The following is a 25593-nucleotide window of genomic DNA, read 5'->3' as shown; positions in this document are numbered from 1 at the left end:
GAAAGTGAGAAAACAGCTATGGAACGCAGAAAGCTGACCAAAGAAGATATAGATAAAGTGCGCAATATTGAGGGATTCCCCATCGGTACGGATGAGGATATTATTGCTCTCTCGGATGCGCCGTTTTATACCGCCTGCCCGAATCCGTTTATCGAGGAGTTTATCAAGGAGTATGGTGCTCCGTATGATGAGGCAACGGACGATTATCACAGGGAGCCGTTTGCAGCAGATGTGAGTGAAGGTAAGAATGACCCGTTGTATACGGTACATACATATCACACAAAGGTGCCGTACAAAGCCATTATGAATTATATTCTTCATTATTCAAATCCTGGTGATATTGTGTTCGATGGCTTTTCTGGAACAGGCATGACAGGAGTGGCCGCAAAAGCATGTGGGCATCTTTCAATGCAGGATAGAATGAAATTTGCACAAAATGTTAAGGAAGCAAAATTTGGATGCAGAAAAGCTGTTCTTATTGATTTGGCACCAGCAGCAACACACATTTCCAACCGTTATAATACAGGATTTAGACAAGAAGCTTTAGAGAAAGAAGGCGAGAATCTTCTCGACAGACTCAATAAAGAATGCGGCTGGATGTATAAAACAAAGCATGTCGCTCCTTCAGATGGACAGCTATCAATGACATTTGATGGGCAGGAAGCGACTATTGATTATACAGTTTGGTCCGATGTAATGATCTGTCCGCATTGCGGTAGAGAATTCATTTTCTGGGATGTAGCGGTGTTTAGAAATGAGAAAAGAATGCTTGAGAAGTTCCGTTGCCCAGGATGCGGAGCTGAGTTGACGAAAAAAAGCAGTATAGTAGCGAAAGAAACTGTATTTGATAGTATTCAAAATAAGACTGTTAGCATACCAAAGCAAATTCCGGTTTTAATACGATATACGACACAGGATGGAAAACACTGGGAGAAGAAACCGGATGAGGATGACTTGAAGGTAATTGAAAAAATCAATTCTCTCACGATTCCGTATTGGTATCCTACTGATGCCGTAAAGAAAGGAGATAAGACACAAGAGGCAATCAATAAGGGAATTACATCTGTAGATTTTTTCTTTCAAAAAAGAAATCTATATGCATTATCTTTGATTTGGGCTAATGCAAGTAATGAAATGAAGTTTATTATTACAGCATTCATTCTCAGAGCCACAAAAATGAACAAAGTACATATGCATAATTTCTTGTTTGGCGGCGGTGGTTGGAATGCTGGATATTTAACGGGAGTGATCTATTTCCCGTCTCTTTCAGTGGAGACATCTATAATAGAGTTGCTAAAAGAAAGGCTCAAAAATGTCTCGAAGGCATTTGCAGAAGTGCCAACTGGATCAGAAGCTATTATTTCAACACAATCAGCGTCTATGTTGGAGAATATACCCAATGACAGCATTGATTATATATTTACCGACCCTCCTTTCGGCGATAACTTAATGTACTCGGAATTAAATTCAATTTGGGAATCATGGTTGCGTGTTTATACGAATAATGAGCCGGAAGCGGTCATGAATCGAACGCAGGGAAAGCAACTTGCTTTCTATCAGGAAGCTATGACAAAGTGCTTTTCGGAGTTTGAAAGAATTCTAAAGCCAAATCGCTGGATGACTGTAGAATTCCATAATTCGAAGAATGCGGTTTGGAATTCTATTCAAACATCATTGAATAGGGCTGGATTTATCATTGCTGATGTCCGTACACTTAATAAAAATCAAGGCAGCTTTAATCAGGTCAAAGGGGCATCCCAAGCAATAAAGCAGGATCTTGTTATTTCGGCTTATAAACCGAAAGAAAGCTTTAGAAAGGATTTTCAACTTCATGCTGGTTCGGTAGACACTGCATGGGATTTTGTGCGCCAACACCTTGCAAATATTCCGGTGGTTGTTGTGAAGAATGATCATATTGAAGTGGTTGCTGAGCGTCAGGCATACCTGCTCTTTGACCGCATGGTTGCATACCATATCATGCAGGGTATCCCTGTGCCGCTGGATGCTACCGACTTTTACCGTGGCTTGGATGAGAAATTCCTGAAACGCGATAATATGTACTTCCTGCCGGATCAAGTCAACGAGTACGATACTGCACGTATTACGACCGAAGTAGAGAATATCCAGTTCGAGATGTTTGTGACGAATGAGAAGTCTGCCATTTCGTGGCTGTATCAGCAGCTGGATGAGCAGTTCTGCGGTCCGCAGACCTACGCAGAGCTTCAGCCGAAGTTCATGCAGGAAGTTAAGGCGGTTGATAAGTATGAGCAGATGCCGGAGCTTGCTACCATTCTGGAAGAGAACTTCCTGCAAGACGAGAAAGGCCGTTGGTACATCCCTGATGTGACCAAGGAAGGCGATTTGGTCAAGCTGCGTGAGAAGAATCTGTGGAAGGAATTTGAAGGTTACATGAACAGCAAGGGTAAGCTGAAGCTGTTCCGCTCGGAGGCCATCCGTGTGGGATTCTCGCGCCTTTGGAAAGAAAAGAACTATAAAGCCATCGTTGATATCGCAGAACGTCTGCCGGAGCAGACCATTCAGGAGGATTCCAACCTGCTGATGTACTATGATATCAGCCTTGGGCGTGTTTGATAGGAGGGATTTAGTTTGAAATTTACGGAATCTATGCTGACGAATTATTCTCAGCCTCTCAGTGCAACTGAGGATGGACAGTGCAAGAACGCAATCCGTATGGTAGCCGATGCGTTGAAAACACTTGGATTTACCGATGATAATGCGGCCATTACACCGCTGTATACTGATACGTTTGCGTATTCTTTGCAGATGCGCCGTTCATCGGATTCGCGTAATATCAAGCTGTTCGTACAAGGTTCCTATGCAAACAATACAAATGTCCGCACTGAGAGCGATGTAGATGTTGCGGTGATTCAGGAAGAAACATTTTTGCCGGAGTATCGGAAGGATTCTGTATATCCACAAAGTGGAGCAGATTACGGATTTACTCCTGCGCCAGCGGCGGCAAAGACTTTTAAGGACGAAGTACAAGAGGCATTGAAGTGTAAATTCGGCACTGATGTTGAGAGAAAGAACAAATCCATAAAGGTTCATGGTAATACATATCGCAAGGATGCTGATACTGTTCCCTGTCGTCGATATCGTGACTATCGCCAAGATTATAGGCGTGATGCAAGTAACTTTGTGGGTGGTGTTGTTATTTATCCTGATAATGGTGGCATGATCATCAATTACCCGGAGCAGCATATTGCAAACGGTCGGAAGAAAAATAACGATACGAACCATCATTATAAGAAAATGGTGCGCATTATGAAGAAAATGCGCTATCTAATGGAAGATAGCTATATTACAGCATATAGCAGTGTGGCAAAAAATGTCAGTTCGTTTATGCTTGAATCGCTACTTTGGAATATTGAGGATTCCTGGTATCGTACCTACTGCGGGACCTACCGTAAGGTGTATGCATTCAGTCAGCTGATTGCAACATTACAAAATCGAAAGAATGATTTTGGGGGATACAAAGAAGCAAATGGAATAAAGGAGTTATGTCCGAAACCGAGTGACTATACGAATCTGTGTAACTTTATAGATCAGTTGGCTTCTTTTTACGAGTATGAGTAAGGAGATGGCAGCGAATGAACGAACGGATACAAAAACTTATAAAACCAGGAATAATCATAGCTGCTCTTACATTTGCGATTTGTTGCTTAATTAAGAAGCCGCAGGAATTTGGAGACTATACATCTAACGTTAGTTATGCTGTGACTGTGGTGACGCTCATCTTTTATATTTATGAAAAATGGGCGTGGCAAATTATTCCTTGGAATCGGCCTCCAGTTTTGAAAAAACAGTATAGCGGAACTATTCGTTATACATTTAAGGGAACAGCAGGCGAAAAACCAATCGGTATTCAGATTAAACAGACATGGTTGGGGATTGATATAAAGACTAACACGGATATAAATTCAAGTGTCACGATTACAGCAGCGATTGTGAGTGAATTCGGACAAGATATTTTGTACTACACCTATATGACAAATCCGTCTGCTGCAACGCAGAAGAGTAATCCGATTCAACATGGTACATGCAGAATGGTACTTGAAGGTGATAACAAAACTATCCGTGGAAAGTACTGGACTTCGAGCAACACAACAGGCGATATTGAATGGAAAGCAGTAGAAAAGAGGAAATGATGTAATGCACGCAACAGGTGATTTCGTTTTTGACACAATAGAAAAAGCAAATGTGCAGGTTTTGGAGAAGATCGAAGCATGGGGCTATATTTCTTATAAGGTCTTTAACCCAGCAACCGGTCGGGTGTATAAGGCAAATGAGGAACAGCTTAGCTCATCGGGCAGTACGATGCAGTATGATGAAAATTATCTGCGCTATGTTACGCTGCTCTCTAAAATCAAAAACGAAACTGCCGGTGGCTTTCTTTCTTCTCTTGCCAGCGGAATTATTCCCTTGCCGCACCAGCTCCATGTGTTGAACCGTGCAATGGAGACCAACAACATTCGCTATATTCTGGCGGATGAAGTTGGTCTTGGTAAGACGATTGAAGCTGGTATGATCATCCGTGAATTGAAGAGCCGTGGTCTTGTTAGTAGGATTCTCGTTGTTTGCCCGACTGGTCTGGTGACCCAGTGGGCAAGCGAGATGCAGGAAAAGTTCCATGAGAAATTTCAAGTAATTTTGCCATCCGATTATGATACGATTCGCCGCCTGACGGATAATGATGATGTGTATGGTCAGTTCGATCAGGTGATTTCCCCGATGGATTCTATTAAGCCGATTGAAAAACACGCCGGTTGGAGTGAGGAAAAGGTTGAAAAGTACAACGAGGAACGAATCTATTCCATCATCAACAGTGGATGGGATTTGATCATCATAGATGAGGCGCATCGTGTGGCTGGCTCCTCCGGCGAAGTGGCTCGCTACAAGCTGGGCAATCTGTTGGCACAGGCAAGCCCATATCTGCTGCTGTTGTCAGCAACACCGCATAATGGCAAAACTGAGCCGTTTTTGCGGCTGATTCGTTTGCTGGATGCGGATGCTTTCCCGAATGCCAAATCTATTGTCCGAGAACAGGTTGCTCCATTCCTGATCCGCACGGAAAAGCGCGAGGCCATTGACAATAATGGTAATCTGCTGTTCAAGAACCGTATCACGCATCTTGTGACGATTTCATGGGACGAACGCAATAATTTACAGCGGGAACTGTATGAGATGGTCAGCTCCTATGTCGCAAAGACCTATAACAAAGCACTGCGCAATCGCAAGAAAAATATGTGCCTGATCTTCCTGTTGATTATCATGCAGCGCATGGTGACGAGCAGTACTGCGGCCATTCGACAGAGCTTGGAGCGCAGATTAAATGTTCTTCTGGAGCAGCGCACCTGCGTTGGTAATTTAAGGGAAGAAGATTTGGATGAACTGAACATCGAGGATGGTGTTGAGGATGCTCTCGAAGCGATTTCTCTGGACATGGAGTTGGAAATCGAAGAGCTGAAGCAGATTATCTCCCTTGCAAAACAAGCACAGTTCCAGAATCAGGATGCAAAAGTGGAGCCGCTGTTGAATGAGATTGATGCTATTTTGAGTGAGGATCGCACACAAAAGGTTATTATTTTTACAGAATTTGTTGCTACGCAGACTTATTTGCAGGAGCTGCTTGTGAATAGAGGCTATACGGTAACGATTCTAAACGGCGGCATGAGCATTGACGAACGAAATGCTGCCATGCAGGAGTTTAAGACCAGTACCAGTATTTTCATTTCGACAGATGCCGGTGGCGAAGGTCTGAACTTGCAGTTTGCCAATATTATCATCAACTATGACCTTCCGTGGAACCCAATGAAAATCGAGCAGCGATGTGGTCGTGTTGATCGTATTGGTCAGCAGAGAGATGTGCATATTTATAACTTTATTGTGGGCGAAACAGTAGAAAACCGTGTTCGTGAAGTGCTGGAAGAAAAACTGTCCGTTATTCTGAAAGAAATGGGCGTTGATAAGTATTCCGATGTTCTGGACAGCGAAGTAGCAGAATGCGACTTTACGGATGTATATATGCGCTCCATTGGTCATGCTTCACAGGTAGAGAAGAATCTGTACCCAGTTGAGGCAGAGATGAAGCAGCAGCTTACGAATGCGCAGAAATATAAAGATGTGATCCGAGAAGAGAAAGACTTGACAAAACTTGTCGGAACAGAGTCGAATTTCGATGTAGACAGTGCGCTCCGCACAATGCTGACCTATTATGAGTGCTGGCAGGGGCATGACCAGCGTTTGATTGACCGCATCAGCATTGCAGATGAAGAAATCACACAGCATTTGAAGACGGAGTTGGTGCAGGATCGGACGGCACCGCTTATGTCCATCCAGATTGACAACTTCCCCAATGAGGAAGGCTATTTTATGCTTTGGGAGCTGTCTATCTCTGAAAAAGAGAGCGGAAAGCGGATTTTGCCGATATTTGTCAACAGCGCAATGGTATTGCGACCGATGGCAGGAAAGCGTATTATGGATGTTTTCCTCGATGGAAACAGCAAGCTCCGGGTTTCGTCTGCGTCGAATGTGGATGCGGAAATTTATTCTAAGCTTGAAAAAAGTTGCATGGATTTTGCCTATGACACATTTGTTGAATTAAAAGAGAAGCAGATGCAGCAGAATGAGGAGAGTTTCAAGAAATATATGTATGCTTTGGAGCTGAGGCAAGAGGCTGCGGAACATATTGGGATTGAGAATATCCGGAGAAGCCGCCTGCAAAAGCTGCAAAAAGAAAAGGCAAACATTGAAGCACAGCACAGGAAAGGCTCACAGGTATATCCGGATTTTAGGTTAATTATGATGGCAAGATTGGAGGCGTAACAGATGTTTGGAGACTATGTGTTTGAAAAAACAGCTGCACAGTATACGAAAAAAATGATGCTCGTTGATGCAGATCATCTGGAAGAAAAAGCGCATTATAGCGCGGTGTTTCAGGCACATGGCTTCAGGACTGTTGTGTATACTGATGATTTGAACTTCCGGGTTAATAATACAAGCCTTCTAAATGGAGAGGAAAAGCTTGCGATTCTGGTGCAGCCGGGTGTTTATGTGCCATATGATATTCGGAAAAAATGCCGGGAGGAAGAAATTTCGTTCGAGTCATTATTTCCAAAGTTGAATAGCGCAGTTTTGCGAGAAAGCAAAAATCTGGATTTGGAACTGCTTACGCTGGCATATCAGACTGATTTTGAGGAATACCATGAACGGAAACAGACGGAAATGTTTCTTCGCCTCAAAATGTATGCTCAGAAAAATGTTGAGCTATATTTGAGAGATTTATACGAATGTGCATTAAACCAAGCGAAAAGTGTTGAAGATTATAGGGCTTGGTTTGAACTTGCGGAGAAAAAAGCAACGATTGATGTAACCGCAGCAGAACACAATGTTGACATTGATACTTCGGAATTGAATCGGGCGTTCTGCGCCTATGCGATGAAAAATTTTGGAAAGCTGTCTTCGGAAATCAACCTGGAATCACCGGTCATGGTAAGCAGTGTCATGGATTATATCCATGACCATAGTGAAAAGGCTGCCATTATCGTAATGGATGGTATGTCAGAATTTGACTGGACGATATTGAAAAGATCGTTTGCGGGAATTTGTTATCGCCAAAGTGCTGCCTTTGCCATGATTCCATCTACGACATCTATTTCTCGCCAATGCCTACTGAGTGGAAAATATCCCAGTCAGCTGATTGAACCGTGGAAGCAAAGTAAAGAGAAGAATGAATTTTACGAATGCGCAAGAAAATATGGGTATAAGGACAATCAGATAGGCTACGAACGAGGGTATGATGCAAGCTTTTCGGCGTTTGTAAAGTGTGGGGCTGTCATCATTCTTGATATTGATGAATTGGTTCATGCCCAATATCAGGGACGCATTGGAATGTTGAATGATGATACGGTGCTGATGAAACAAAATAAGCTTGCTGAGTTGACCAAAAGATTGTTGCAGGATGGCTTTGATGTCTATATTACAGCAGATCATGGAAACACGCCTTGTACAGGATTGGGACGATTGACCGGCTCTGGCGTTGAAGTCGAAACAAGAAGCCACAAAATGGTGGTCTTGAAGGATTTTGCTAATAAAGACAGTTTGATAGAACGATACGGCCTTTTGGAATATCCGAAATACTACTTGCCCAAAGATTATGACTATCTAATCTGCAATGTAGGGGATTCTTTGGATATCAAAGGTGAAAATGTAATGACGCATGGCGGGATTTCGCTTGACGAAGTGGTGGTTCCGTTCATAATCGCGAGGACGGAGGATTATCATGGCTAAAATGGTTGGTTTGTCAAGGAAACTGAAATTACCTTGGCTGAAATATACGGTTGATTTAGTGGCGGACGGCACAGCGGAATCGGAGATTAAAGATAAGCTCAATGAGTATTTGAGCTATGAGATTGATAGCCCAACGGTTCTTCGTAAGACCAGAGAGATTTTGATGAACATCTGGGTTTATGACAATCCATACAGCTCCTGCTTAAAAAGCGAGGCAGTACAGCTGATAGAAAAGTATCCGGAATATGCGGTGAGTATCAACTGGTGCATGATGTTGGCGGCATATCCGGTGTTTCTTGATATGTGCAAACTTATTGGAAAAATGTCGGAATTTCAGGATGAAATAACACTTGCCCAGTTAAAGCAAAAGCTATTTGATGAGTGGGGAGAAAGAACAACCTTATATCATTCGATTGATAAATTGATTTCAACATTGAAGGAATTCGATGTGCTACGCTGTGAAAAACCGGGAAAGTATCACATCAACAGGATGACAGTAAATAATGAACAAGTCAGTGCATTTATGGCATATGCAGTGATGAATATTGATGACAGTGGATACTACTCTTTTCAGGAATTGAATGATTCAGTATATCTGTTTCCCTTTGAATATCATGTTGAAAAGGAAACTATTGTTTCAGATGACAGATTTTCAATCAGTACATTTGGTGGTGAGATTTCGATATCTTTAACTTGAAATGAAATATCCGGAAAAGGAGATTTTTATGGCTGATAATCGAAAGAAAGCCTCGATGTCACAGGTTCTGACAGATATAAAGCCTTACATAACGAAAAAGTTTATGGCGGCTCCCTGTGTTAAGGAGCAAGACATTCAGGCTATTTGTCAAATTCTCCTGCCCAGATACAAGAATGTACAGCTTATGCAGGGGCTGACCAACAACAAGCCGGATTTCAGAATTCAGGTAAAAGGTTTGTTCGGGACAGAAGAGAAACGGTTTGAAGTGGTTGGCGGTGATAAGAAAAGACCAGCAACCAAGAAGAAATCCGACCTGGGCTGGATTGATCGGCTGGAAGAAATAGATGCTGCATTAGATGATTTTTGATGGCGATGCAGTGTGGAGGAGGTGCGGCTAAGTGACCTGGGCTGAATATTATGAGCGATATGACGGATGGCAGGAAAGTACTCAGTATAGCCGTCTGGCCTCTATCAAGGACTTCGGACCGGATGGAAGTCCATCTGAGGAAATATGTGACTGCATTCAGTATGTGGATACGCGCACAGCGACCAGCATTCTTCGCAGAGCATTAGCAGCGGGAGTCCGGTTTCGAGCCGCGGAAGTTGCGGAGATTGCAGATAGCGGGCAAATCGAAGATGAAGAAGCACTGGAAAAGTTGATTCAGACAGCTGTGGATGCTTATACGGGGGAACAGCTGGATACGCTGCTGAGCTGTCTTCCTGATCCGGAACCGGTGTTTGAGTTGATTGATAAGATTACTTCCAAACCAACGCACTTTACAGAGGAGGATGTTCTGACACTGCTTCCTAATCTGCCAGATGAGGAATCCATCTATCAGTTGGTCAACTCGACAGATGCGATTTTCACAGAAAATGGGCTGAATGAGTTATGTGATTATGGTGTGGACGAGTCTCTGATTAGGAAGATTTCAAAGCGCAGTGGCATTCCGTATGCTGATCCGGATGAGCCTGACGAGGAAATTTCGCTTAAAGAGGCACAACCGAAGAAGCCGGGAATGTTCAGCAGTATACTAATGGGAATGGCTCTGGCTGGCAGTCCTAAGCCTAAAAATACAGGCAAATGCACGGGAGATTGTGCTCATTGTCCTCCCCACTATGGTTATCGCTATGGGCGATGGTATTATGGACATGGGCATACACATGGCTGCGAATTCTGTGGAAATGGAGGATGCAGTGGGAAGTGCAACATAGATTGACTTCGCTTGCAATGTGGAATGACACGCCAAGAATTATTTACATGGATACGCCAGCAGTACGGCACAGAGCCGGAATACCCCTGGCATGACTGGAATGCGGTGCTGCGGCACAACGACAATAACAAATGGTATGGTGTAGTTCTGGAAGTATCTGCTGATAAGTTGGGACTGCCGGAAGCAGGCATCATTGATGTTCTTAATGTGAAAAGTGATCCGCTGCTGATCGGCTCTCTTCGTGGGCAAGACGGCTATTTTCCAGCCTATCACATGAATAAGGAAAAATGGCTTAGTATTCAGCTTGGCAAACCAGAACTGGATGATGCCATCAAAGACCTGCTTTCTTTGAGCTATGAGCTGACGGCACCGAAGAAGCGCAAACCAAAGTCATCAGCAAAAAATCCGGGAGATTTCGCAAATGGCAAAGAAAAAGAAACTGACGAAGGCTGAGCGAAAGGAAGCCCGCCTCCGAAAAGGCAAGCAGTGGCTGCTCACCTATACCGGCTCACCGAAAAAGATGAACAAGCATTACCGGGAACGCTTTCATGTGGATGCTGTGACTGCCGCTAAAGATTTGCAGGAGCTTGGAGTCAATTATACACAAGAGCAGCTTGACCAGATTAAACAGGCTGAAGAACAGCGGCTTCGGCAGCGGAGAATGGAGCGGGAAGCGAAAGAACGGGAACGGCTGGGAGAACTGTATGAGGACTGCGATGGTCGTTTTGCCTTTATCGCCGGATATACAGATGGCGGCGCACCGTATGGTGTGATGTGGGAAGAAGTCGGCATTGATCCGGGACTGCCGTTCGAGGAAAAAGTGAAGCTCTATCACATGCAGATGTTAGGCTGATAATTGTGCAGACGGCATCTGCACAATTTGCAACAAAAAAGAGGAGCCGGTCAAGGCTCCTCGAAGATACGTTATTTCAAAAAGTTGCTTTTATGTTCCAGTGCGTGCAGATTATAGCCAAGTGTGGCCAGGTGTGCTACCTTCAGCGCAACCAGATTGATGTCAGTGGACATCGCGCTGGCGATCTGCTCGGCTGTGTATCCATACTCATAGATGTAACGAAGGACTTCGTTGCTGTCCATCAAGATCTCCGCTGCTACGATGTTCGCTTCATATTCCGGTTTGGATTTCATGTCGTAGAGCATGAACTCATGAATCGGGGTGGTTTTCGCCATATTCCGGTGAAGCTGATCATGCCCTAATTCATGTGCGCACACGATGCGCAGCATGTTTTCATCCAGACTGTTATTCAGGAAAATAAAGCGATTTCGCTTAATCACCCGGTACATTCCCTTCAGGGAACCAAAATTTTCGCAAAGCATAACATTGATACCAAGCTGCCTTGCAATTTCAAAAGGGTCTCTGGAACCACAGCGTTTTACCAGTTTCTCACCGACCCGTGAAAGCTGTTCCGCATTCATCATACCACCTCCAGTTTACAGTATAGCGAAAAGTGTGTACGATAAATATCACTGATCGGATTTTTTACGCCTCGTTTTCGGGGCGTATTTTTTATTGTTCTCTTTGGCAATCCAGTAGGCATCAGTCAGAGCTTTATAAGCTCCCTCGATGGCATCTTCACTTAATTCGCCGCCAGCAAACATACCGGTCACTTCGCTGACCAGTTCTTCAATATCTTTCGCTGCTTTTGCGCCGCCTTTTTCATGGGCTTCTACAACATAGGTGCCGCTGCTTCCCAGCAGATACTCAGTAGTAGTATTCAGCGCATCCGCGATTTTCTGGATCGTAACCATATTGGATGGTTTACGGCTGCCAAGCTCATAATTCTGAATTGTGCGGGCGGTTACACCGGCCTTCTCTGCAAGTTCTACCTGAGTTAAATTGGCTTCTGTTCTTTTTTCTTTCAACCTTTCTTTGAAGACCATAGGAATACCTCTTTCTTTTTTGATTACGAACACGAACACTTTTTCATAAAAATCTATTGACACGAAAAACTGTGCTTGCTATAATGACGGTGAAAACACGAAATATAATTCGTGTAATTATAGTATCACAAGAAATGCTGTGTGTCAATGCGTTCGTGAAAAGTTGTTCGTGCTTTCGCGAACGGAGAGGAGGAATACGAGATGCAAAGAGTGATCCTTCACTGTGATATGAATAATTTCTATGCCTCTGTCGAGTGTATGCTGAATCCGGAACTGAAGAACAAGCCGGTGGCAGTGTGTGGTTCTGTGGAGGAACGGCATGGTATTGTACTTGCGAAGAACTATGCAGCAAAGGCGTTTGGCGTTTCCACGGGAGAGGCAATCTGGCAAGCAAAGCAGAAGTGCCAGGATCTTGTGATCGTGGAGCCGCACTATGAGCAATATATAAAGTTTTCAAAGCTGGCTCGTGAAATATACGGTCGCTATACCGATCAGATCGAGCCGTATGGGATGGACGAATGCTGGCTGGATGTGACCGGAAGCGGCTGCATGGGAACCGGATTTGAAATTGCAGATGAGATTCGCAGAACCGTTAAGTTTGAACTGGGTCTTACGATTTCCGCAGGAGTGAGCTTCAATAAGATTTTTGCCAAGCTTGGGTCGGATATGAAAAAGCCGGATGCGATTACCTGTATTGAAGCAGATTCGTTCCGGGAGAAGATTTGGTGTCTTCCTGCCGCTGACTTGCTTGGAGTCGGCAGAGTGACCGAGAAAGTTCTATCTGGTTATGGAATTCATACGATTGGAGAGCTTGCTGCAACATCGGATGATTTCTTGAAGTGCCGCCTTGGAAAGAATGGACTGGCGATTAAGAAATATGCCAATGGGCTGGATGATTCACCGGTTATGCGTTCCGATTATGTCTCTCCGGTAAAAAGCATTGGGCACGGGATAACGACCATGCAGGATTTGGAGAATAACGCCGAAGTCTGGTGTGTCATGCTGGAGCTGGTGCAGGAGATCGGAACCAAGCTGCGAACGCATAAAAAGAAAGCAGGCGGAATTGCAATTTCCATCCGCAACAATGAGCTTTTCACGAAGGAGTGGCAGTGCCGGATTAGCATTCCGACACAAAGCCCTACCTATCTGGCGAAAACCGCATTTTCTTTGTTTGCAAAGAATTATCAGTGGGAACACCCGATTCGTTCGGTGACGGTTCGGGCAATCAACTTGTTTGAAGAGGATTGTCCGATACAATACGACCTATTCACAGATGTGAAATCACTGGATCGCCAGGAACGGCTGGACGCAGCGATTGAGCAGATTCGATTCCGATTCGGGAAAGATGCGATTAAAAATGGGGTACTTTTTCAGAAAAGCAAGATGCCGACAGAGCGAAAAGTGGATTTGGTCATGCCGACAGGAATGATTGGTTAATACAGCACCGGTAGAATCTGGTGAGTTCTTTGCTAAAAGAAGTCAACACATTCGCCGGTTTACAGAGGAGGAGCGTAGAATATGTCGGAACAGAAATGTAGAAAAGTATATGTACCTGTGAATTTGGATGTGGATGCAGAGGGAAATATCCGTCCGCGTCTGATTCGGTGGATTGACGGACGGGTGTATGAAATCGACCGATTGAAGCATAAGTGCCGGGCTGCTTCCACGAAGGTGGGTGGCTGCGGAATCCGCTATACGGTCATGATCGGTGGGCATGAGAGTTTCCTGTACAACGAAGATGAAAAATGGTTCGTTGAAGCAAAGGAGCCGTGCCTATGATCCTTTCGCAGAAAAACATAGAAGAAATCGCTGTTGCAGTGATAAGAGATTTTCAAAAGTCCTTTTTCGGCAGCGAAGCAGATGATCCGGCAAGATTCGCACTTCCGACACCCATTGACCAGTTTGCATCCGATTATCTGAACCTGAAGGTGTCATTCCAAAAGTTGTCCTCGGACGGAAGCATCTATGGTCTGACCGCGTATGTGGATACAGAATATCAGATAGAGGTTGATGGAAGTCAGAGGAGCATCTTCCTGAAAACTAATGATGTGGTTCTGGACAAGAGTTTCATTGAACCAGAGAATATTCGGAAACTCTGCGGAAAACGCAGATTTACGCTGGCGCATGAGTGCGCTCACCAGATACTGTTTCAGCTGGATTCCGATGACCGAAAGATAGCCTGTCATAAGAGACCGGAAGTGCGAGGAAATGGCTCTCGCGTTCTGAGAACGCAGGAGGACTGGAACGAGTGGCAGGCCAATTCGCTGGGAGCCGCCATTCTGATGCCCCAGTCAGAAGTAGATCGAGCGATGTGGTTCATTAACAGCAGAAAGCCTCTGACCTGTTATGGATGGCGTTTTTACGACAGTGACCAGGTGAAGATAGATACTTTCTGTGGTGTCTTTGGTGTTTCGAGATCAGCAGCAGCTATCCGCTTGGAACAACTGGGCTATCTGAACCGGAAAAAGGATTATGAATATCGTGATCCATTGGAGGTGTGGCCATGAGCAGGAATATCAGAGTATCGGAACCATCTGCGGAAATGCAGATTAAAATCATCCGGGCAAAGGATGCGATTGCTTCGCAAAAGCCCAGGACGGTCAGGTGTCCTTATTGCCGACACAATTCAATCATCGTCTTTGAGGATACCAGAGGACATGTGCAGACCAAATGCAAGGCCTGCGGACGCGAGACCGTCTTCAATGTTTTGGAGATGAGAAGATTACGGAGATTGCAGCTCTACTATTCGTCTTTGAATGGCTGAGATGACAATAAATAATCCTATTAACACAATTTTATAAGTCATAGCTGTGCTGTGGAGCCGCTGACAGGCGAAGTCTTCCGAATGCCGCATGAGACAGAATTATGGGATACCCATGTTCTGTTTTATCGGCACAGGATTTTTCTTCACCGTCATGCGGCTCCTTTTTTGACCTTCCGTCGGTCCGGTTCTGTACCGGCTGTGCGGAAGGAGAAACGTATGTATTTTGACGCAAAAGAGTTTGGTAAGAGACTTCACGATGTTCGCACTTCCCGTGGCATTACGCAGGAGGAACTGGCGGTTCGCCTGGGACTGGCAAGCAAGCAGCATGTCAGCCGCATGGAGAACGGTGAACGCAGCTGCTCCATTGACTTGCTGATTGAACTGTCCTGCATCCTCCATGTCAGCACGGATTATCTTCTGATGGGCAGCGAGCCAAGCAAAGAGGAAGTCAAAAATGATCTTCTTAGTATTATTTCGGAGCTGTCTACGATTGCGAAGAAAATCTAAAAAGTATTAGGCGCAATATAACTGCTGACGGCGTAGAATCATGGTGGCTAACTTGGTGGATACCTTGATGGGTGTCATCCTCTAAGTTATCATGGGTTGTATCATGGGTTGCGTCATAGGACTTATCATTGGCTGTACCCATGATAGAGTGAGCATGAGTGATTTGAGCACCCTCACTGCCGTGGGCAATAAGGTGGATACAAAGATTCAAAACTGTGTGTGGGATGTCCGGCGATTTATCTTGCTCACTAACTTGGTCATTGACTAAGTTTTTCTGACTAAGTTTTTCTGACTAAGTTGGTAATTTGCATTTTTCAAGATGACCCTGAAATCTGTTGCTGTTGAGAAAATTTCAGGATTATATGCCGCTGTATATCCAGGCGGCTTTTCGGTTTCCCTGACGATTTTGCGTAGGCCGCTTCCATGACGCTCCATGTATTTCATGCGGTGGAACGGGTCAGCAATCACAGGGCTTGCCACATTGAACGGATACTTTTTAGTGTCAAAAACAATTTAGAAAATAAAAACGGAAAATCCGTTGATATTTTCTGATTTGCGGCGTATAATAAGATTACAAGAAAATAAAAACGAAAAAACTGTTTTTAGAGGAGGACTACCTATGAAAATACTCCGCATCACCGCACAAGGACTCCCATTATTCAAAAAAGACTTGGATATTTGCTTTTATACGCAGCAACGTGTTTGCGAAGAGGACAAAGATAGTCTTTACCGTTTGACGGATAACTACTATCTCCACTCTGCCTGTGCTTTCATTGGAATTAACGCATCTGGCAAGACCTCGGTATTAAAGGTCATTAGCTTGGCCTTAAATATTGTGAAAAATGAGCCCATCAATCATGTGGAGGCAAAAAGCATTCTTGGCGGAACGAAGAAGGCTACAATCCGCACATATTTTTATGATAAGCGCAGCTACGTCTGCTGCTTGGAAACTGTAATTGCAGCAAAGAAGTCGAAAACAGGGGAATATGTGTATTCGATTTTGTCTGAAAGCCTTTGGGAAAAACCGATTGCAACCGTCAAGTCGAAAAAGTATCTGACAGATTTTACAGGAATGAAGCCTGTAGAGCAGCGCAATAGCGATGAAGCATACCTTTCTGATGATGTCAGCTTTGTCATTGCACATAATAAAAAAGCGAATGATACAGTGGAAATATTCAGCCTGCTTTCCTATACGAATGTGAATGTGCTTCCATTTACCGAAGATATTCCATTGGAGGTAATTGCATTTCTCGATCCGACCATTGAGAAATTGTGTTTTGAACAGACAGAGGGAAAAACATTTATCCACTTGAAGTTTAAGGATGAAGAAGAGATTATCCTGAATAATGCGGCAGACCTTGAGCAGTATCTGTCCTCTGGTACGATTAAGGGTATTATTACATTCTCGATGGTAAAGGAAGTTCTTCATTCAGGTGGTTATCTTCTGGTAGATGAAATAGAGAATCATTTCAACAAGGAAATTGTAACGACCTTAGTGCGCTTCTTTATGGACAGCCGACTGAACAAAAATGGCGGAACGCTTATTTTCACTACGCATTATCCGGAACTGCTGGACGAATATGACCGAAATGACGGAATTTGTATCGTTAGAAACCGTAATGGCATTACAGCAGAAAATCTGAGCTATATATTGAAACGTAATGATATTAAAAAGAGTGATGCTTACCAGAGCGGCTTCCTTGAGGGAACAACGCCAGCATATGAAGCGTATATGCGCTTGAAGAAAAGCCTGGCTGCTTCAATCAATTAAGGAGGCGGCAGAATGGAATTAGCAAAATACAAGGCGTGTATATGTGAAGGCTCTGCCGAAGAAGCTATTATCGACATACTGGTTGATAATGATCTTCTGATTTTCAACAGAGAAGAAATGTTGGAAGAACGTGTCATCCGTTGCAGAAGTGCTAAACGATTCGAGGAGCGATACTTACGGAAAGGATTCGATGAGCAGATTTCTGTGATACGGATTTTGGATTCTCGCAGAGAGGAATTTCGATTGAGTAAAGCATATGAGCAGAAAATTGACGTGGTAAATGTCATTACTGCTCCAGAAATTGAAATGCTGATTATTCATGCGGAAGGAGCATATGATCAGTTTAAGCGTTCTGGAAAAAAACCAAGCGAATTTTGTAAAATAAATCTTCGGATGCATGATGTGAAGTCGTATGATTTTGTGAAGCAGTATTTCAGTAATCCTCAGCTCTTGGTGAAAGCCATAAAAGAGTATCGCAGAACAGCAAATATCCCCAAAGGAGAATACAGCTTGTCTGATTTGCTGAGATGAGCGTTACTTTTTTGATACATTGGCCGTGACTCAAATGGTCACCAGGAGATAAACGGGTACCAGTTTATAGAAAACAGAATAGAATCGTCTTTGATGCCTCGTTGGGAAACCAACGGGGTATTTTTTTGCCTCAATCCGGCTGTATAGAACACTGAAAAAGTCAAAACGAACCGTATGTAGTCCTGCAAGGACAACCAAAGTGCGCCTACGAGGCCAACGCGAAACCGGAGGATTCTTGTTAAACTTACTTTGTAAGGACGAAAGTCCGGATGTCCCTTGAAAACTGAATACTCATTCTTCAGGTACATTCCTGTTTGGTCGAGCCTTCGACTGCACGCCATGAAGCCCATCGGGGCGATAGCGGTTTCGCAGAAGCAAATGCCGGATTGCAACCGGCGGCGGTGTTAAAGCCGGACAGGGACAATGATACTTCCGTAATTCGCGGTCCGGCCATAAGGAAGGCGGGATGGTTAAATTCCAATGGAGCAGTGAAGCACACTGCCGCCTGTGAGAAATCCTACATCTCTGGGGTGATAAGAAAAAGTACAGAGAAACCATATTTTCAGAAAGCGCTGCCGGGTGCTGTATCAGCATGATACCTGGCAGGCTTTATCCATATCAGTGTATGGAGATTGGAGACAACAGCATATGAAAGAAAACTGGGTTTATCGGCGAGGTGATTTATATCTCGCCAATCTCGGTGTTCCGGTCGGATCAAAGCAGGGCGGTGTTCGTCCTGTTGTGGTTCTTCAGAATGATGTCGGCAATTATTATGCGCCGACGATCACGATTGCTCCGCTGACATCGAAAATTGAGAAGAAGCGAAAACAGCCAACGCATTTCTTTCTCCGTAAAGCAAAGGGACTGGCAAAACCGTCTATGGTATTGGCAGAACAGCTCGACACCTGCGACAAGATATGCGTGATTCGCTATCTTGGGCGGGTAAGTAAGGGGCAGATGCGTGGGATTGATGAAGCTGTAAGGATTCAACTTGGATATTACATTCCGGAACAAGCAGAGAAAAAAAGACAGGGCAAATGCCGAAAGGATGGCGAAGAAGGCGATGGATAAACTGATTACAAGGAAAGAAGCAGCCAGTATACTGGGAATCAGCGTAAAAACACTGGATGCTGCAAGAACAGACGGTTTGATCTCCTATGTTCAGTATGTGGAAAACGGCTGCGTTTATTTCACGGAAGTGGGGATTCAGGAGTACATTGCAAAATGTACGCACCGTGCAAAACCGATGGAACGTGCTGCGACATATCGCAAACCTCGAAGCTTTCGGCGGTGAAAATCGACATCGTTGAGTATGGACGATGAATCCGCAATAATGAAAGCATCAACAGGATTGGAGGTAATGATATGGCGGCAAGAAGAATGATGCTTCCCGATTATGGTACGGTGAGTATGAAGGGAACGCAATATTATCGAACCCGTGTAACAGATCAGCAGGGACGGCGGGTTTCCTTATATGCAAGAACGAGAGAGGAACTGTACCAGAAGGAACAGGAAGCGATCCAGCAGATTGAGAACAAGACGTATCGCCGCAGTACACCTACAGTGGAGGAGTATTGCGAGAAATGGCTGCTGATGCAGTCGGCACAGATCAGGATGACAACGCTGATTGACTATACATCGAAAGTGAAGAACTACATCATCAAGCCATTGGGCGATATGCATATGGGAGATGTAACAGCAGATGACATTCGCCTGGCACTGTTGGCGGCATCGAAAAAGTCGGCATCCGTGTACAAATCAGTGAATGTTCTATATAAGTGTATTTTCACGGCAGCAATGGAGAGTAAGATCATTGATGAGAATCCGACCATCTATCTGAAGAAGAATGTGGGCGGGATTCCCCAGAAGGATCGCCTCCCGCTTACGGATGAGCAGGTGGATAAGCTGCTGGATGCCATTTACGGCTTACCGCCGTATGTGTTCGTGATGCTGGGGCTGTACGCAGGATTGCGGAGAGAAGAAATCCTCGGACTTCAATGGGATTCGGTGTATCTGGATTGCGAGGCTCCGTACCTTACCGTTCGGAGAGCCTGGCATACGGAGCATAATCGTCCGGTGATTCTGACAGAGCTGAAAACAAAGGCAGCGCATCGGAATGTCCCTCTGCCGGACAATCTTCTGGAATGTCTGAAAGAGGCGAAGAAGACATCGACATCGGATTTTGTGGTTGCAAACCGGGATGGAGACCCGTTGTCCTATACGCAGTTTAAGAGATTATGGCAGTATATCGTAACCCGTACCACCAAGGAACGCTGCTATTACCGCTATGAAGATGGCAAGAGGGTGAAGCATACGGTGAAGCCGGTTCTGGGACAAAAGGCAGCACACAATGGAAATGTGGTTTACAGTCTGGACTTTGAGGTGACTCCGCATCAGCTGCGGCACACCTACATTACGAATCTGATTCATGCTTCGGTTGATCCGAAGACGGTTCAGTATCTTGCTGGTCATGAAAGCAGCAAGATCACCATGGATATTTACGCCAAGGTGAAATATAATCGCCCAGAGCAGCTCGCAGGAGTGCTGGAAGATGCTTTTGCATCGTGGGATTAAGAGTAAATCAGAAAGAAATTAGGGCAGGGATGGTCAAAAATCCCTGCCCTTTTTACATACATTCGACATCCTTGAAGGAAGTGCTGTACGCCATGATAATAAAAGTGACAACACGCAATGTATGAAGATAGATAGGAGGAGAACACATGGCTAAAGGGAAAAAGCGTCCTGCTGAACTTCCGGAATACGGAACAGTGATGATGAAAGGGGTACAGTATTACCGCACCCGGATTACAGATGCAGACGGAAAGAGAGTGGCGATTTATGGGCTGACACGCGAAGAATTGTATGACCGGGTGGAAGATGCCCAGAAGAAAATCGCGGAAGTGGTTTTCCATAGAGAGAATCCGACCGTGGAAGAGTACTGTGAAAAATGGTTGCTGATGCGGTCTGGAACGGTAAGAACTAATACGTTGGAAGGATACGCACGGATGGTGAATCGGTACATCGTGGGTCCGATTGGACAGATGTATATGGACGAGGTGACCACAGATGACCTGCGGCTGCTGATGGTTCCGTTATCAAAAGGTTCTTCCGGAATGTATGGTCAGCTCAATATGCTGATTAAGAACATTTTTAATTCAGCAGAAGAGAGCAAGGTGATTAAAGAGAATCCATCCAAAACGATTTGCGCAAGAGGCGGAAAGCCAGCGAAACGGCGCGAGGCTTTGACGGATGAACAGACTGCCATTTTGCTGGATAGCATTCGTGAGCTTCCACCGTATGTCTTCGTGATGATCGGTTTGTACGCGGGATTGCGTAGAGAAGAGATCCTTGGATTAAAATGGGACTGCATATTCCTGGATGAAAAAACGCCGTACATTTCGGTAAGGCGTGCATGGCATGTGGAAGGCGGTGAGCCGGTAGTCAACACGCTATTGAAGACACCGGCAGCAAAACGAGATGTTCCGATTCCAAAATGCCTGGTAGCCTGTCTCAAGGAAGAAAGGGAAAAATCAGTATCGGAATATGTGATCTCGAATTCGAAGGGAACTGTTTTGACGGAAACACAGTTTGTGAGAGTCTGGAAGTACATAACAGTCCGTTCTACTGCAGAACGCTGTTATTACACTTATGTAAATGGACAGTCCATCAAGCATAGAATAAAGCCAAGGCTTGGTGAGCATCAGCCGAATAATCCCAAACTGGTGTATACGATGGACTTCAAGGTGACTCCGCACATGCTGCGGCACACCTACATCACCAATCTGATTTACAAAGGTGTTGATCCTAAGACGGTGCAGTATCTGGCAGGCCATGAGAACAGCAAAACGACTATGGACATCTATGCGAAAGTCAAGTATAATAAACCTGAGGAATTAAGCAGCGTTGTGAATGCTGCATTCGGGCTGCGTTAAACTGCACCAAAAATTTCGCGATTTCGTGGGTTTACCTATGGGTTTACTGAGAGAGGAAAGCCCGAAAAACCGCATGAATACTGGTCTTTTTGGATCAAGGTCAGGTGAACACGGCCTCAAAGCCGCTCGTCGCGCACCGCAGTTCAGCAAGCGCTGATTATCAGCAGTATTTGCGAACCTTTCAGAACGCTTCACAGCTTTTTTGCACGACTGTGTGCAGAAAATCGGAAGTGTCTGAAGCCGTGGAATGCAGCAAATCGCTTTGGAGCTTGCTGAAAAAGCAGCACACAATAAGCGAATATGCAGCAGACTTCCACAGCGCCATAAGTCTTATCGCAGGAGATGTTTTCCGCAAGGAGAATGTCTCCTGCTTTTTATTTGTAAAAAAGAAAGCCTTACACTGGACAAATCATGTTGATGCCATCAATGAGTGTCTGAATGTCCAAGTGGGTGTACACGCGCTCTGTCAGGCTCATAGCGCCGGAATGACCGGCAATCTTCTTTTGAATGGTAGGAGCAACCCCCGCATCGGCCATCATGGAAATGCAGGTATGGCGTGTGTCGTGGGGCGTGTGCTTCATGTCGTATTCTTCCATCAGCGGATCCCAATAGGTGTCGCAGTAGTTGAAGTAGTCAAGGTGCTGCCCCTCGGTAGTGCAGAGCAGATATTCGCAAGGAGAGCGCTCGAACCACGCTTCGTAGAATGGCAGCAGTTTGTCGGCAATCGGCACTTTGCGGACGCCGTTTTCGGTTTTGGCAGCAACTACATCAAAGTACTGTTCTTTCAGGTGGACATTCTCTTTCTTCAAATCGAGAAATTCCGAGATGCGGCAGGCATTGTAATTCAGCATCAAAATGATTTGGCAGTAAGGATTAGCCTCGTGCGCCCAAAGTCTTGCCAACTCGTCTTTGCTGAAGATGTTACGGTCGCGCTTGTTGGGGTTCTTGTTACGGTAGCCTGTCAGATCAACATACTGCGAATAATCTTTGTTGCAGATGTCGTTCTTCATGGCGTATTCGTACACTTGATTGAATAAGCCCTTTAACTTTTTGAGTGTGGGATAATTTTTGCCACAGGTGTCAACTACAAGCTGCAAATCACAGAGTTTGATCTCGCGGAAAGGCTTGTCATACAAGATACCACAGACCTTGTAGGAAGCCGTGTAGCCCTTTGCATTGGAGTCGGATATGGTGGGATACTTATACTTTGACCAGCGCTCGTAGACCTCGGAAAAGGTGACTTTAGCAACATTAACATCATAGGGATTCTGATTGTATTCAGCCAGCATTCTCAGACCCTCGGCGCGGGTTTCGGCATAGCCGATAATCTGAAAATCCTGAATCTGCCTGCCTTTGGTCTCGTCTAAACGCCAGCCGATGGTTTTGCGTACCATGTAAGGTTTTCTGCGTTTTCCGGACATTTTGACTACGCTGCCGTAGCCATTGGGTAGTCTCATGTTATTATCAAACTTCCTTTCGCTCAGGCAAATCTATGATAAAGAGGAATGACCTCTTATCAACATTATTTCAGACTGTCCAACTGTTCCTTGGTCATATTCTTTAATTCTGCCATGCCGTATTTGCTTAAATCGGCAGTGTACAAGGGCTTGTCGGTCAATGGGGTGTTGGCATATTGCGCAATTTTTTCGTTTGTGAAGCTGGTAAGGCGGCTGGGGTCATGCCAATAGTCCTCGCCCCAAGAACGCTCCGAGGAAAACTGTTCCAGCAAAAAGCAGAGCGTTTCGTTCAGAGTGGCATCCGGGTCTGTGGCGCGGAATTTCAGTGAAGCGGTAAAATTGCCGTCATCACAGCGCTCGTGGGTAATGTCAATGTCGAAGTGAAGTTCTTGCTTCTTGTTTAACTCATAAAGTACAGTAACCACATCGGCAAGGGTATTCAGCTTGATTTGCGGCTCGCTTACGCCCAGCAGATATGCGGGCGTTACGCCTAAAGCGTGTGCGATAGTGGTTACAGTATCCAGTAAAATCCGGCTTTCGCCGCTTTCGTAGCTTTGCACGGTGCGCAGACTTTTCCCTAAAAGCTGTGCAAGCTGGGTTTGTGTCAGATTCTTTTCTGAGCGGACAGCCTTGATTCGCTGCCCGATTTGTTCATTTGTAAGATTCATGGCTTCTCACCTCGCCTTAATACTACCATATACATGCGAAGAAATCAAGCATGTTTGAAAATTTATACGAAAATAATTTGCGTATACAATATTGACATATGCAATAATGCTGCGTATAATGAAATTGCTGAAAGGCAATCACAAGCAGAGGGAGGTGTAAGAAATGGTTGAGAGGCAGACCTATACGGCAATGCCGGCCTTTACCGGCAGAAATGTGCCTGTAACGGAAATTGCAAAAGCTATGCACAAGGACGCGCAGTATGTAAGAGTTGGCTTACAGCAGGGCGCATTCAAGTTTGGCTATGCAATCAAGCTGGACGGATCAAATGAGTATAACTATTACTGCCCTGACCGCAAGGTTTGGGAAGAAATCGGCTATTTCAATGCCGAGGGAAAAAGTTGAACAACAAAAAGAGCGTTTACCCGTGCAAGGGTAAACGCTCCCGATGAAAGACAGTACCAACAGCGGCTGCTGTGTGTAACTATCAGGCACCACTGATATTCTACCACAGCAGCCGCCATTTTTGAAGAAGAAAGTGGGGCTTATGCAAAGAAATCATGTAAAGCTGATCTCTATGGATACAATTCCGATAGAGGCAGTAAAATGGCTGCTGTATCCGTTTATCCCGCTGGGGAAAATCACAATTTTACAGGGCGACCCCGGCGAGGGAAAAACCACACTGGCGCTGCAAATTATTGCGGCGTTGACAACCGGCAAACCCGTGTGGGAGGGAGCGTCGCCGATGGAGCCTGTCAATATCATTTATCAGACGGCAGAGGACGGCTTATCCGATACCATCAAGCCGCGCCTTGTGGCAGCGGGCGCAGATTGTGCAAGGGTGATGGTAATTGACGATTTCGACAGGGTGCTGACACTGGACGATGACCGGCTGGAACAGGCAATAGAACAAACCGGCGCACGGTTGGTGGTGCTGGATCCGATTCAAGGATACATCGGTGCAAGCGTGGATATGCACCGCGCAAATGAAATCAGACCACTGATGTACAGAATTGCAAAGCTGGCTGAAAAGTATGGATGTGCCATTCTTCTGATTGGGCACATGAACAAGAACAGCGGCGAGAAATCCAGCTATCGCGGGTTAGGGTCTATTGATTTTCAGGCGGCTGCAAGGAGTGTGCTGGTAGTAGGGCGTATCAAAGATGACCCCACATTGCGTGTTGTCTGCCCGGCAAAAAGCTCACTGGCCCCGGAGGGCGGGGCTGTTGCCTTTCGTCTTGACCCAGAGCAGGGCTTTCAATGGGCAGGACCGTATGACATCAGTGTGGACGAACTGCTTTCCGGCAGCAGCCGAGGGCATAAGCTGCGCGAGGCGCAGAGCTTTTTGAAAGAAGTATTGGCGGACGGCCCGCTGCCGCAAACAGAGATTGAAGCAGCCGCACAACAGGCAGGAATACGCCCCAAGACCTTGCGCAATGCGCGATATGAATTAGGTGTGACCTCAACCAAAATCAGCAAACAGTGGGTATGGGCGCTGCCCGAAGCATAAAGGAAGAAGGCAAGATGCCCTTATCTTTAGGAACAGGGCATCTTGCCTTCTTGATGGAAAAATGCTTTTTCAGATGGCTTCGTACTGTGCTGTAGTGAGGCGGTACAGTACGAGCAAGCACGGCATTGTGATATCACAATATCAAAACGCCCTTGTTAGGGTGAACCCTAAGACCCTTTTACTGCAAATTGTTTGGCTGCTGATAAGCAATTTGAAAGGAAAAGAAGGGTGGGTTTTAGGGACATCCCTAACAAGTGGGCGTTTGGTGCAGCAAATGCCGTGCTTGCTCGTAGCATACCCACATACTGTGGCAATTTTATATTTGATTGACTGTCTAA

General features: G+C 45.2%; 27 protein-coding genes. 22 read left to right on the top strand and 5 right to left on the bottom strand.

The window, feature by feature from the left end; genetic code table 11:
• Positions 1-18: 18 nt before the first annotated feature.
• From GPK89_RS15980 to GPK89_RS15935, 10 genes are read left to right on the top strand one after another with little or no spacing between them, the layout of a single operon-like run.
• On the top strand, positions 19-2592 hold the full coding sequence (locus tag GPK89_RS15980) for a DNA methyltransferase (RefSeq protein ID WP_215694663.1): 2574 nt from the start codon (positions 19-21) through the stop codon (positions 2590-2592).
• Positions 2593-2607: 15 nt separating this feature from the next.
• The gene (locus GPK89_RS15975; RefSeq protein ID WP_215694661.1) at positions 2608-3597 is read left to right on the top strand and encodes a nucleotidyltransferase domain-containing protein; all 990 of its coding nucleotides are present in this window, start codon (positions 2608-2610) and stop codon (positions 3595-3597) included.
• A gap of 14 nt (positions 3598-3611) precedes the next feature.
• The gene (locus GPK89_RS15970; RefSeq protein WP_178669692.1) at positions 3612-4169 is read left to right on the top strand and encodes a hypothetical protein; all 558 of its coding nucleotides are present in this window, start codon (positions 3612-3614) and stop codon (positions 4167-4169) included.
• Positions 4170-4173: 4 nt separating this feature from the next.
• On the top strand, positions 4174-6846 hold the full coding sequence (locus GPK89_RS15965) for a DEAD/DEAH box helicase (protein WP_215694659.1): 2673 nt from the start codon (positions 4174-4176) through the stop codon (positions 6844-6846).
• A gap of 3 nt (positions 6847-6849) precedes the next feature.
• Positions 6850-8310 (top strand): PglZ domain-containing protein, encoded by a 1461-nt coding sequence (locus GPK89_RS15960; protein WP_215694657.1) that lies wholly within the window; start codon positions 6850-6852, stop codon positions 8308-8310.
• The gene (locus GPK89_RS15955; protein ID WP_178669689.1) at positions 8303-9007 is read left to right on the top strand and encodes a hypothetical protein; all 705 of its coding nucleotides are present in this window, start codon (positions 8303-8305) and stop codon (positions 9005-9007) included. Before GPK89_RS15960 ends, GPK89_RS15955 begins: the two co-directional genes overlap by 8 nt.
• A 28-nt stretch (positions 9008-9035) precedes the next feature.
• Positions 9036-9374: a hypothetical protein gene (locus tag GPK89_RS15950; RefSeq protein ID WP_215694655.1), complete on the top strand. Its 339-nt coding sequence runs from the start codon at positions 9036-9038 to the stop codon at positions 9372-9374.
• Between the two features lie 31 nt (positions 9375-9405).
• The gene (locus GPK89_RS15945; RefSeq protein WP_215694653.1) at positions 9406-10224 is read left to right on the top strand and encodes a hypothetical protein; all 819 of its coding nucleotides are present in this window, start codon (positions 9406-9408) and stop codon (positions 10222-10224) included.
• Between the two features lie 18 nt (positions 10225-10242).
• Positions 10243-10671 carry an MmcQ/YjbR family DNA-binding protein gene (locus GPK89_RS15940; RefSeq protein ID WP_117964040.1) on the top strand — a complete coding sequence of 143 codons (429 nt, stop codon included), beginning with the start codon at positions 10243-10245 and terminating at the stop codon, positions 10669-10671.
• Positions 10640-11071 carry a hypothetical protein gene (locus GPK89_RS15935; RefSeq protein WP_117964039.1) on the top strand — a complete coding sequence of 144 codons (432 nt, stop codon included), beginning with the start codon at positions 10640-10642 and terminating at the stop codon, positions 11069-11071. Before GPK89_RS15940 ends, GPK89_RS15935 begins: the two co-directional genes overlap by 32 nt.
• Before the next feature lie 71 nt (positions 11072-11142).
• Here GPK89_RS15935 and GPK89_RS15930 read toward each other — a convergent pair whose 3' ends face one another.
• Both GPK89_RS15930 and GPK89_RS15925 read right to left on the bottom strand, forming a co-directional pair.
• Positions 11143-11655 carry an ImmA/IrrE family metallo-endopeptidase gene (locus tag GPK89_RS15930; protein ID WP_257360077.1) on the bottom strand — a complete coding sequence of 171 codons (513 nt, stop codon included), beginning with the start codon at positions 11653-11655 and terminating at the stop codon, positions 11143-11145.
• 45 nt (positions 11656-11700) lie between these two features.
• Positions 11701-12117, bottom strand: coding sequence for a helix-turn-helix domain-containing protein (locus GPK89_RS15925; RefSeq protein ID WP_002576372.1), 417 nt, complete (start codon positions 12115-12117; stop codon positions 11701-11703).
• 201 nt (positions 12118-12318) lie between these two features.
• Here GPK89_RS15925 and GPK89_RS15920 point away from each other — a divergent pair, with 201 nt between their 5' ends.
• From GPK89_RS15920 to GPK89_RS15905, 4 genes are all read left to right on the top strand, one after another.
• A complete protein-coding gene (locus GPK89_RS15920) occupies positions 12319-13554 on the top strand; it encodes a DNA polymerase Y family protein (RefSeq protein ID WP_215694651.1) in 1236 nt (411 codons plus the stop codon).
• A gap of 81 nt (positions 13555-13635) precedes the next feature.
• Complete coding sequence (locus tag GPK89_RS15915) at positions 13636-13896, top strand: hypothetical protein (RefSeq protein ID WP_013274265.1); 261 nt, start codon at positions 13636-13638, stop codon at positions 13894-13896.
• Positions 13893-14624 carry an ImmA/IrrE family metallo-endopeptidase gene (locus tag GPK89_RS15910; protein ID WP_215694649.1) on the top strand — a complete coding sequence of 244 codons (732 nt, stop codon included), beginning with the start codon at positions 13893-13895 and terminating at the stop codon, positions 14622-14624. Before GPK89_RS15915 ends, GPK89_RS15910 begins: the two co-directional genes overlap by 4 nt.
• Before the next feature lie 473 nt (positions 14625-15097).
• Positions 15098-15388: a helix-turn-helix domain-containing protein gene (locus GPK89_RS15905; RefSeq protein WP_002576367.1), complete on the top strand. Its 291-nt coding sequence runs from the start codon at positions 15098-15100 to the stop codon at positions 15386-15388.
• Positions 15389-15652: 264 nt separating this feature from the next.
• Here the strand turns inward: GPK89_RS15905 and GPK89_RS15900 are convergent, their stop codons facing one another.
• The gene (locus GPK89_RS15900) at positions 15653-15823 is read right to left on the bottom strand and encodes a hypothetical protein (RefSeq protein WP_430750614.1); all 171 of its coding nucleotides are present in this window, start codon (positions 15821-15823) and stop codon (positions 15653-15655) included.
• 184 nt (positions 15824-16007) lie between these two features.
• On the opposite strand from GPK89_RS15900, the gene GPK89_RS15895 reads away from it, so the two are divergent.
• From GPK89_RS15895 to GPK89_RS15870, 6 genes are all read left to right on the top strand, one after another.
• On the top strand, positions 16008-17159 hold the full coding sequence (locus GPK89_RS15895) for an AAA family ATPase (RefSeq protein ID WP_147601752.1): 1152 nt from the start codon (positions 16008-16010) through the stop codon (positions 17157-17159).
• 12 nt (positions 17160-17171) lie between these two features.
• Entirely contained in the window at positions 17172-17690 is a 519-nt protein-coding gene (locus tag GPK89_RS15890) for a hypothetical protein (protein ID WP_002576365.1), read from the top strand.
• A gap of 648 nt (positions 17691-18338) precedes the next feature.
• Complete coding sequence (locus tag GPK89_RS15885) at positions 18339-18761, top strand: type II toxin-antitoxin system PemK/MazF family toxin (protein WP_002576364.1); 423 nt, start codon at positions 18339-18341, stop codon at positions 18759-18761.
• Positions 18754-18984, top strand: coding sequence for a hypothetical protein (locus GPK89_RS15880; protein ID WP_002576363.1), 231 nt, complete (start codon positions 18754-18756; stop codon positions 18982-18984). The genes GPK89_RS15885 and GPK89_RS15880 overlap by 8 nt, the downstream gene beginning before the upstream one ends.
• Before the next feature lie 71 nt (positions 18985-19055).
• Positions 19056-20264 carry a tyrosine-type recombinase/integrase gene (locus GPK89_RS15875; RefSeq protein ID WP_002576362.1) on the top strand — a complete coding sequence of 403 codons (1209 nt, stop codon included), beginning with the start codon at positions 19056-19058 and terminating at the stop codon, positions 20262-20264.
• Between the two features lie 146 nt (positions 20265-20410).
• Complete coding sequence (locus GPK89_RS15870) at positions 20411-21622, top strand: tyrosine-type recombinase/integrase (protein ID WP_215694647.1); 1212 nt, start codon at positions 20411-20413, stop codon at positions 21620-21622.
• Between the two features lie 395 nt (positions 21623-22017).
• Here GPK89_RS15870 and GPK89_RS15865 read toward each other — a convergent pair whose 3' ends face one another.
• Positions 22018-23079 carry a tyrosine-type recombinase/integrase gene (locus tag GPK89_RS15865; protein WP_215694645.1) on the bottom strand — a complete coding sequence of 354 codons (1062 nt, stop codon included), beginning with the start codon at positions 23077-23079 and terminating at the stop codon, positions 22018-22020.
• A 65-nt stretch (positions 23080-23144) separates the two neighbouring features.
• Positions 23145-23747, bottom strand: a complete 603-nt coding sequence (locus GPK89_RS15860; protein WP_215694643.1) for a helix-turn-helix domain-containing protein — start codon at positions 23745-23747, stop codon at positions 23145-23147.
• Between the two features lie 163 nt (positions 23748-23910).
• On the opposite strand from GPK89_RS15860, the gene GPK89_RS15855 reads away from it, so the two are divergent.
• Positions 23911-24150, top strand: a complete 240-nt coding sequence (locus GPK89_RS15855; protein WP_176858033.1) for a hypothetical protein — start codon at positions 23911-23913, stop codon at positions 24148-24150.
• 142 nt (positions 24151-24292) lie between these two features.
• Positions 24293-25255, top strand: a complete 963-nt coding sequence (locus tag GPK89_RS15850; RefSeq protein WP_215694641.1) for an AAA family ATPase — start codon at positions 24293-24295, stop codon at positions 25253-25255.
• Positions 25256-25593: the final 338 nt, after the last annotated feature.

The sequence above is a fragment of the Gemmiger formicilis genome (genome assembly GCF_018784445.1).
GTDB lineage: Bacteria > Bacillota > Clostridia > Oscillospirales > Ruminococcaceae > Gemmiger.
This window is presented reverse-complemented; position numbering and strand designations above follow the sequence as displayed.

Excerpts from the sequence above, each read along its gene's own strand:
- GPK89_RS15980 (WP_215694663.1), top strand. The coding sequence starts at position 19 with ATGGAACGCAGAAAGCTGACCAAAGAAGATATAGATAAAGTGCGCAAT.
- GPK89_RS15970 (WP_178669692.1), top strand. The coding sequence starts at position 3,612 with ATGAACGAACGGATACAAAAACTTATAAAACCAGGAATAATCATAGCT.
- GPK89_RS15965 (WP_215694659.1), top strand. The coding sequence starts at position 4,174 with ATGCACGCAACAGGTGATTTCGTTTTTGACACAATAGAAAAAGCAAAT.
- GPK89_RS15960 (WP_215694657.1), top strand. The coding sequence starts at position 6,850 with ATGTTTGGAGACTATGTGTTTGAAAAAACAGCTGCACAGTATACGAAA.
- GPK89_RS15955 (WP_178669689.1), top strand. The coding sequence starts at position 8,303 with ATGGCTAAAATGGTTGGTTTGTCAAGGAAACTGAAATTACCTTGGCTG.
- GPK89_RS15950 (WP_215694655.1), top strand. The coding sequence starts at position 9,036 with ATGGCTGATAATCGAAAGAAAGCCTCGATGTCACAGGTTCTGACAGAT.
- GPK89_RS15940 (WP_117964040.1), top strand. The coding sequence starts at position 10,243 with ATGACACGCCAAGAATTATTTACATGGATACGCCAGCAGTACGGCACA.
- GPK89_RS15935 (WP_117964039.1), top strand. The coding sequence starts at position 10,640 with ATGGCAAAGAAAAAGAAACTGACGAAGGCTGAGCGAAAGGAAGCCCGC.
- GPK89_RS15930 (WP_257360077.1), bottom strand. The coding sequence starts at position 11,655 with ATGATGAATGCGGAACAGCTTTCACGGGTCGGTGAGAAACTGGTAAAA.
- GPK89_RS15925 (WP_002576372.1), bottom strand. The coding sequence starts at position 12,117 with ATGGTCTTCAAAGAAAGGTTGAAAGAAAAAAGAACAGAAGCCAATTTA.
- GPK89_RS15920 (WP_215694651.1), top strand. The coding sequence starts at position 12,319 with ATGCAAAGAGTGATCCTTCACTGTGATATGAATAATTTCTATGCCTCT.
- GPK89_RS15915 (WP_013274265.1), top strand. The coding sequence starts at position 13,636 with ATGTCGGAACAGAAATGTAGAAAAGTATATGTACCTGTGAATTTGGAT.
- GPK89_RS15910 (WP_215694649.1), top strand. The coding sequence starts at position 13,893 with ATGATCCTTTCGCAGAAAAACATAGAAGAAATCGCTGTTGCAGTGATA.
- GPK89_RS15905 (WP_002576367.1), top strand. The coding sequence starts at position 15,098 with ATGTATTTTGACGCAAAAGAGTTTGGTAAGAGACTTCACGATGTTCGC.
- GPK89_RS15900 (WP_430750614.1), bottom strand. The coding sequence starts at position 15,823 with ATGGAGCGTCATGGAAGCGGCCTACGCAAAATCGTCAGGGAAACCGAA.
- GPK89_RS15895 (WP_147601752.1), top strand. The coding sequence starts at position 16,008 with ATGAAAATACTCCGCATCACCGCACAAGGACTCCCATTATTCAAAAAA.
- GPK89_RS15890 (WP_002576365.1), top strand. The coding sequence starts at position 17,172 with ATGGAATTAGCAAAATACAAGGCGTGTATATGTGAAGGCTCTGCCGAA.
- GPK89_RS15885 (WP_002576364.1), top strand. The coding sequence starts at position 18,339 with ATGAAAGAAAACTGGGTTTATCGGCGAGGTGATTTATATCTCGCCAAT.
- GPK89_RS15880 (WP_002576363.1), top strand. The coding sequence starts at position 18,754 with ATGGATAAACTGATTACAAGGAAAGAAGCAGCCAGTATACTGGGAATC.
- GPK89_RS15875 (WP_002576362.1), top strand. The coding sequence starts at position 19,056 with ATGGCGGCAAGAAGAATGATGCTTCCCGATTATGGTACGGTGAGTATG.
- GPK89_RS15870 (WP_215694647.1), top strand. The coding sequence starts at position 20,411 with ATGGCTAAAGGGAAAAAGCGTCCTGCTGAACTTCCGGAATACGGAACA.
- GPK89_RS15865 (WP_215694645.1), bottom strand. The coding sequence starts at position 23,079 with ATGAGACTACCCAATGGCTACGGCAGCGTAGTCAAAATGTCCGGAAAA.
- GPK89_RS15860 (WP_215694643.1), bottom strand. The coding sequence starts at position 23,747 with ATGAATCTTACAAATGAACAAATCGGGCAGCGAATCAAGGCTGTCCGC.
- GPK89_RS15855 (WP_176858033.1), top strand. The coding sequence starts at position 23,911 with ATGGTTGAGAGGCAGACCTATACGGCAATGCCGGCCTTTACCGGCAGA.
- GPK89_RS15850 (WP_215694641.1), top strand. The coding sequence starts at position 24,293 with ATGCAAAGAAATCATGTAAAGCTGATCTCTATGGATACAATTCCGATA.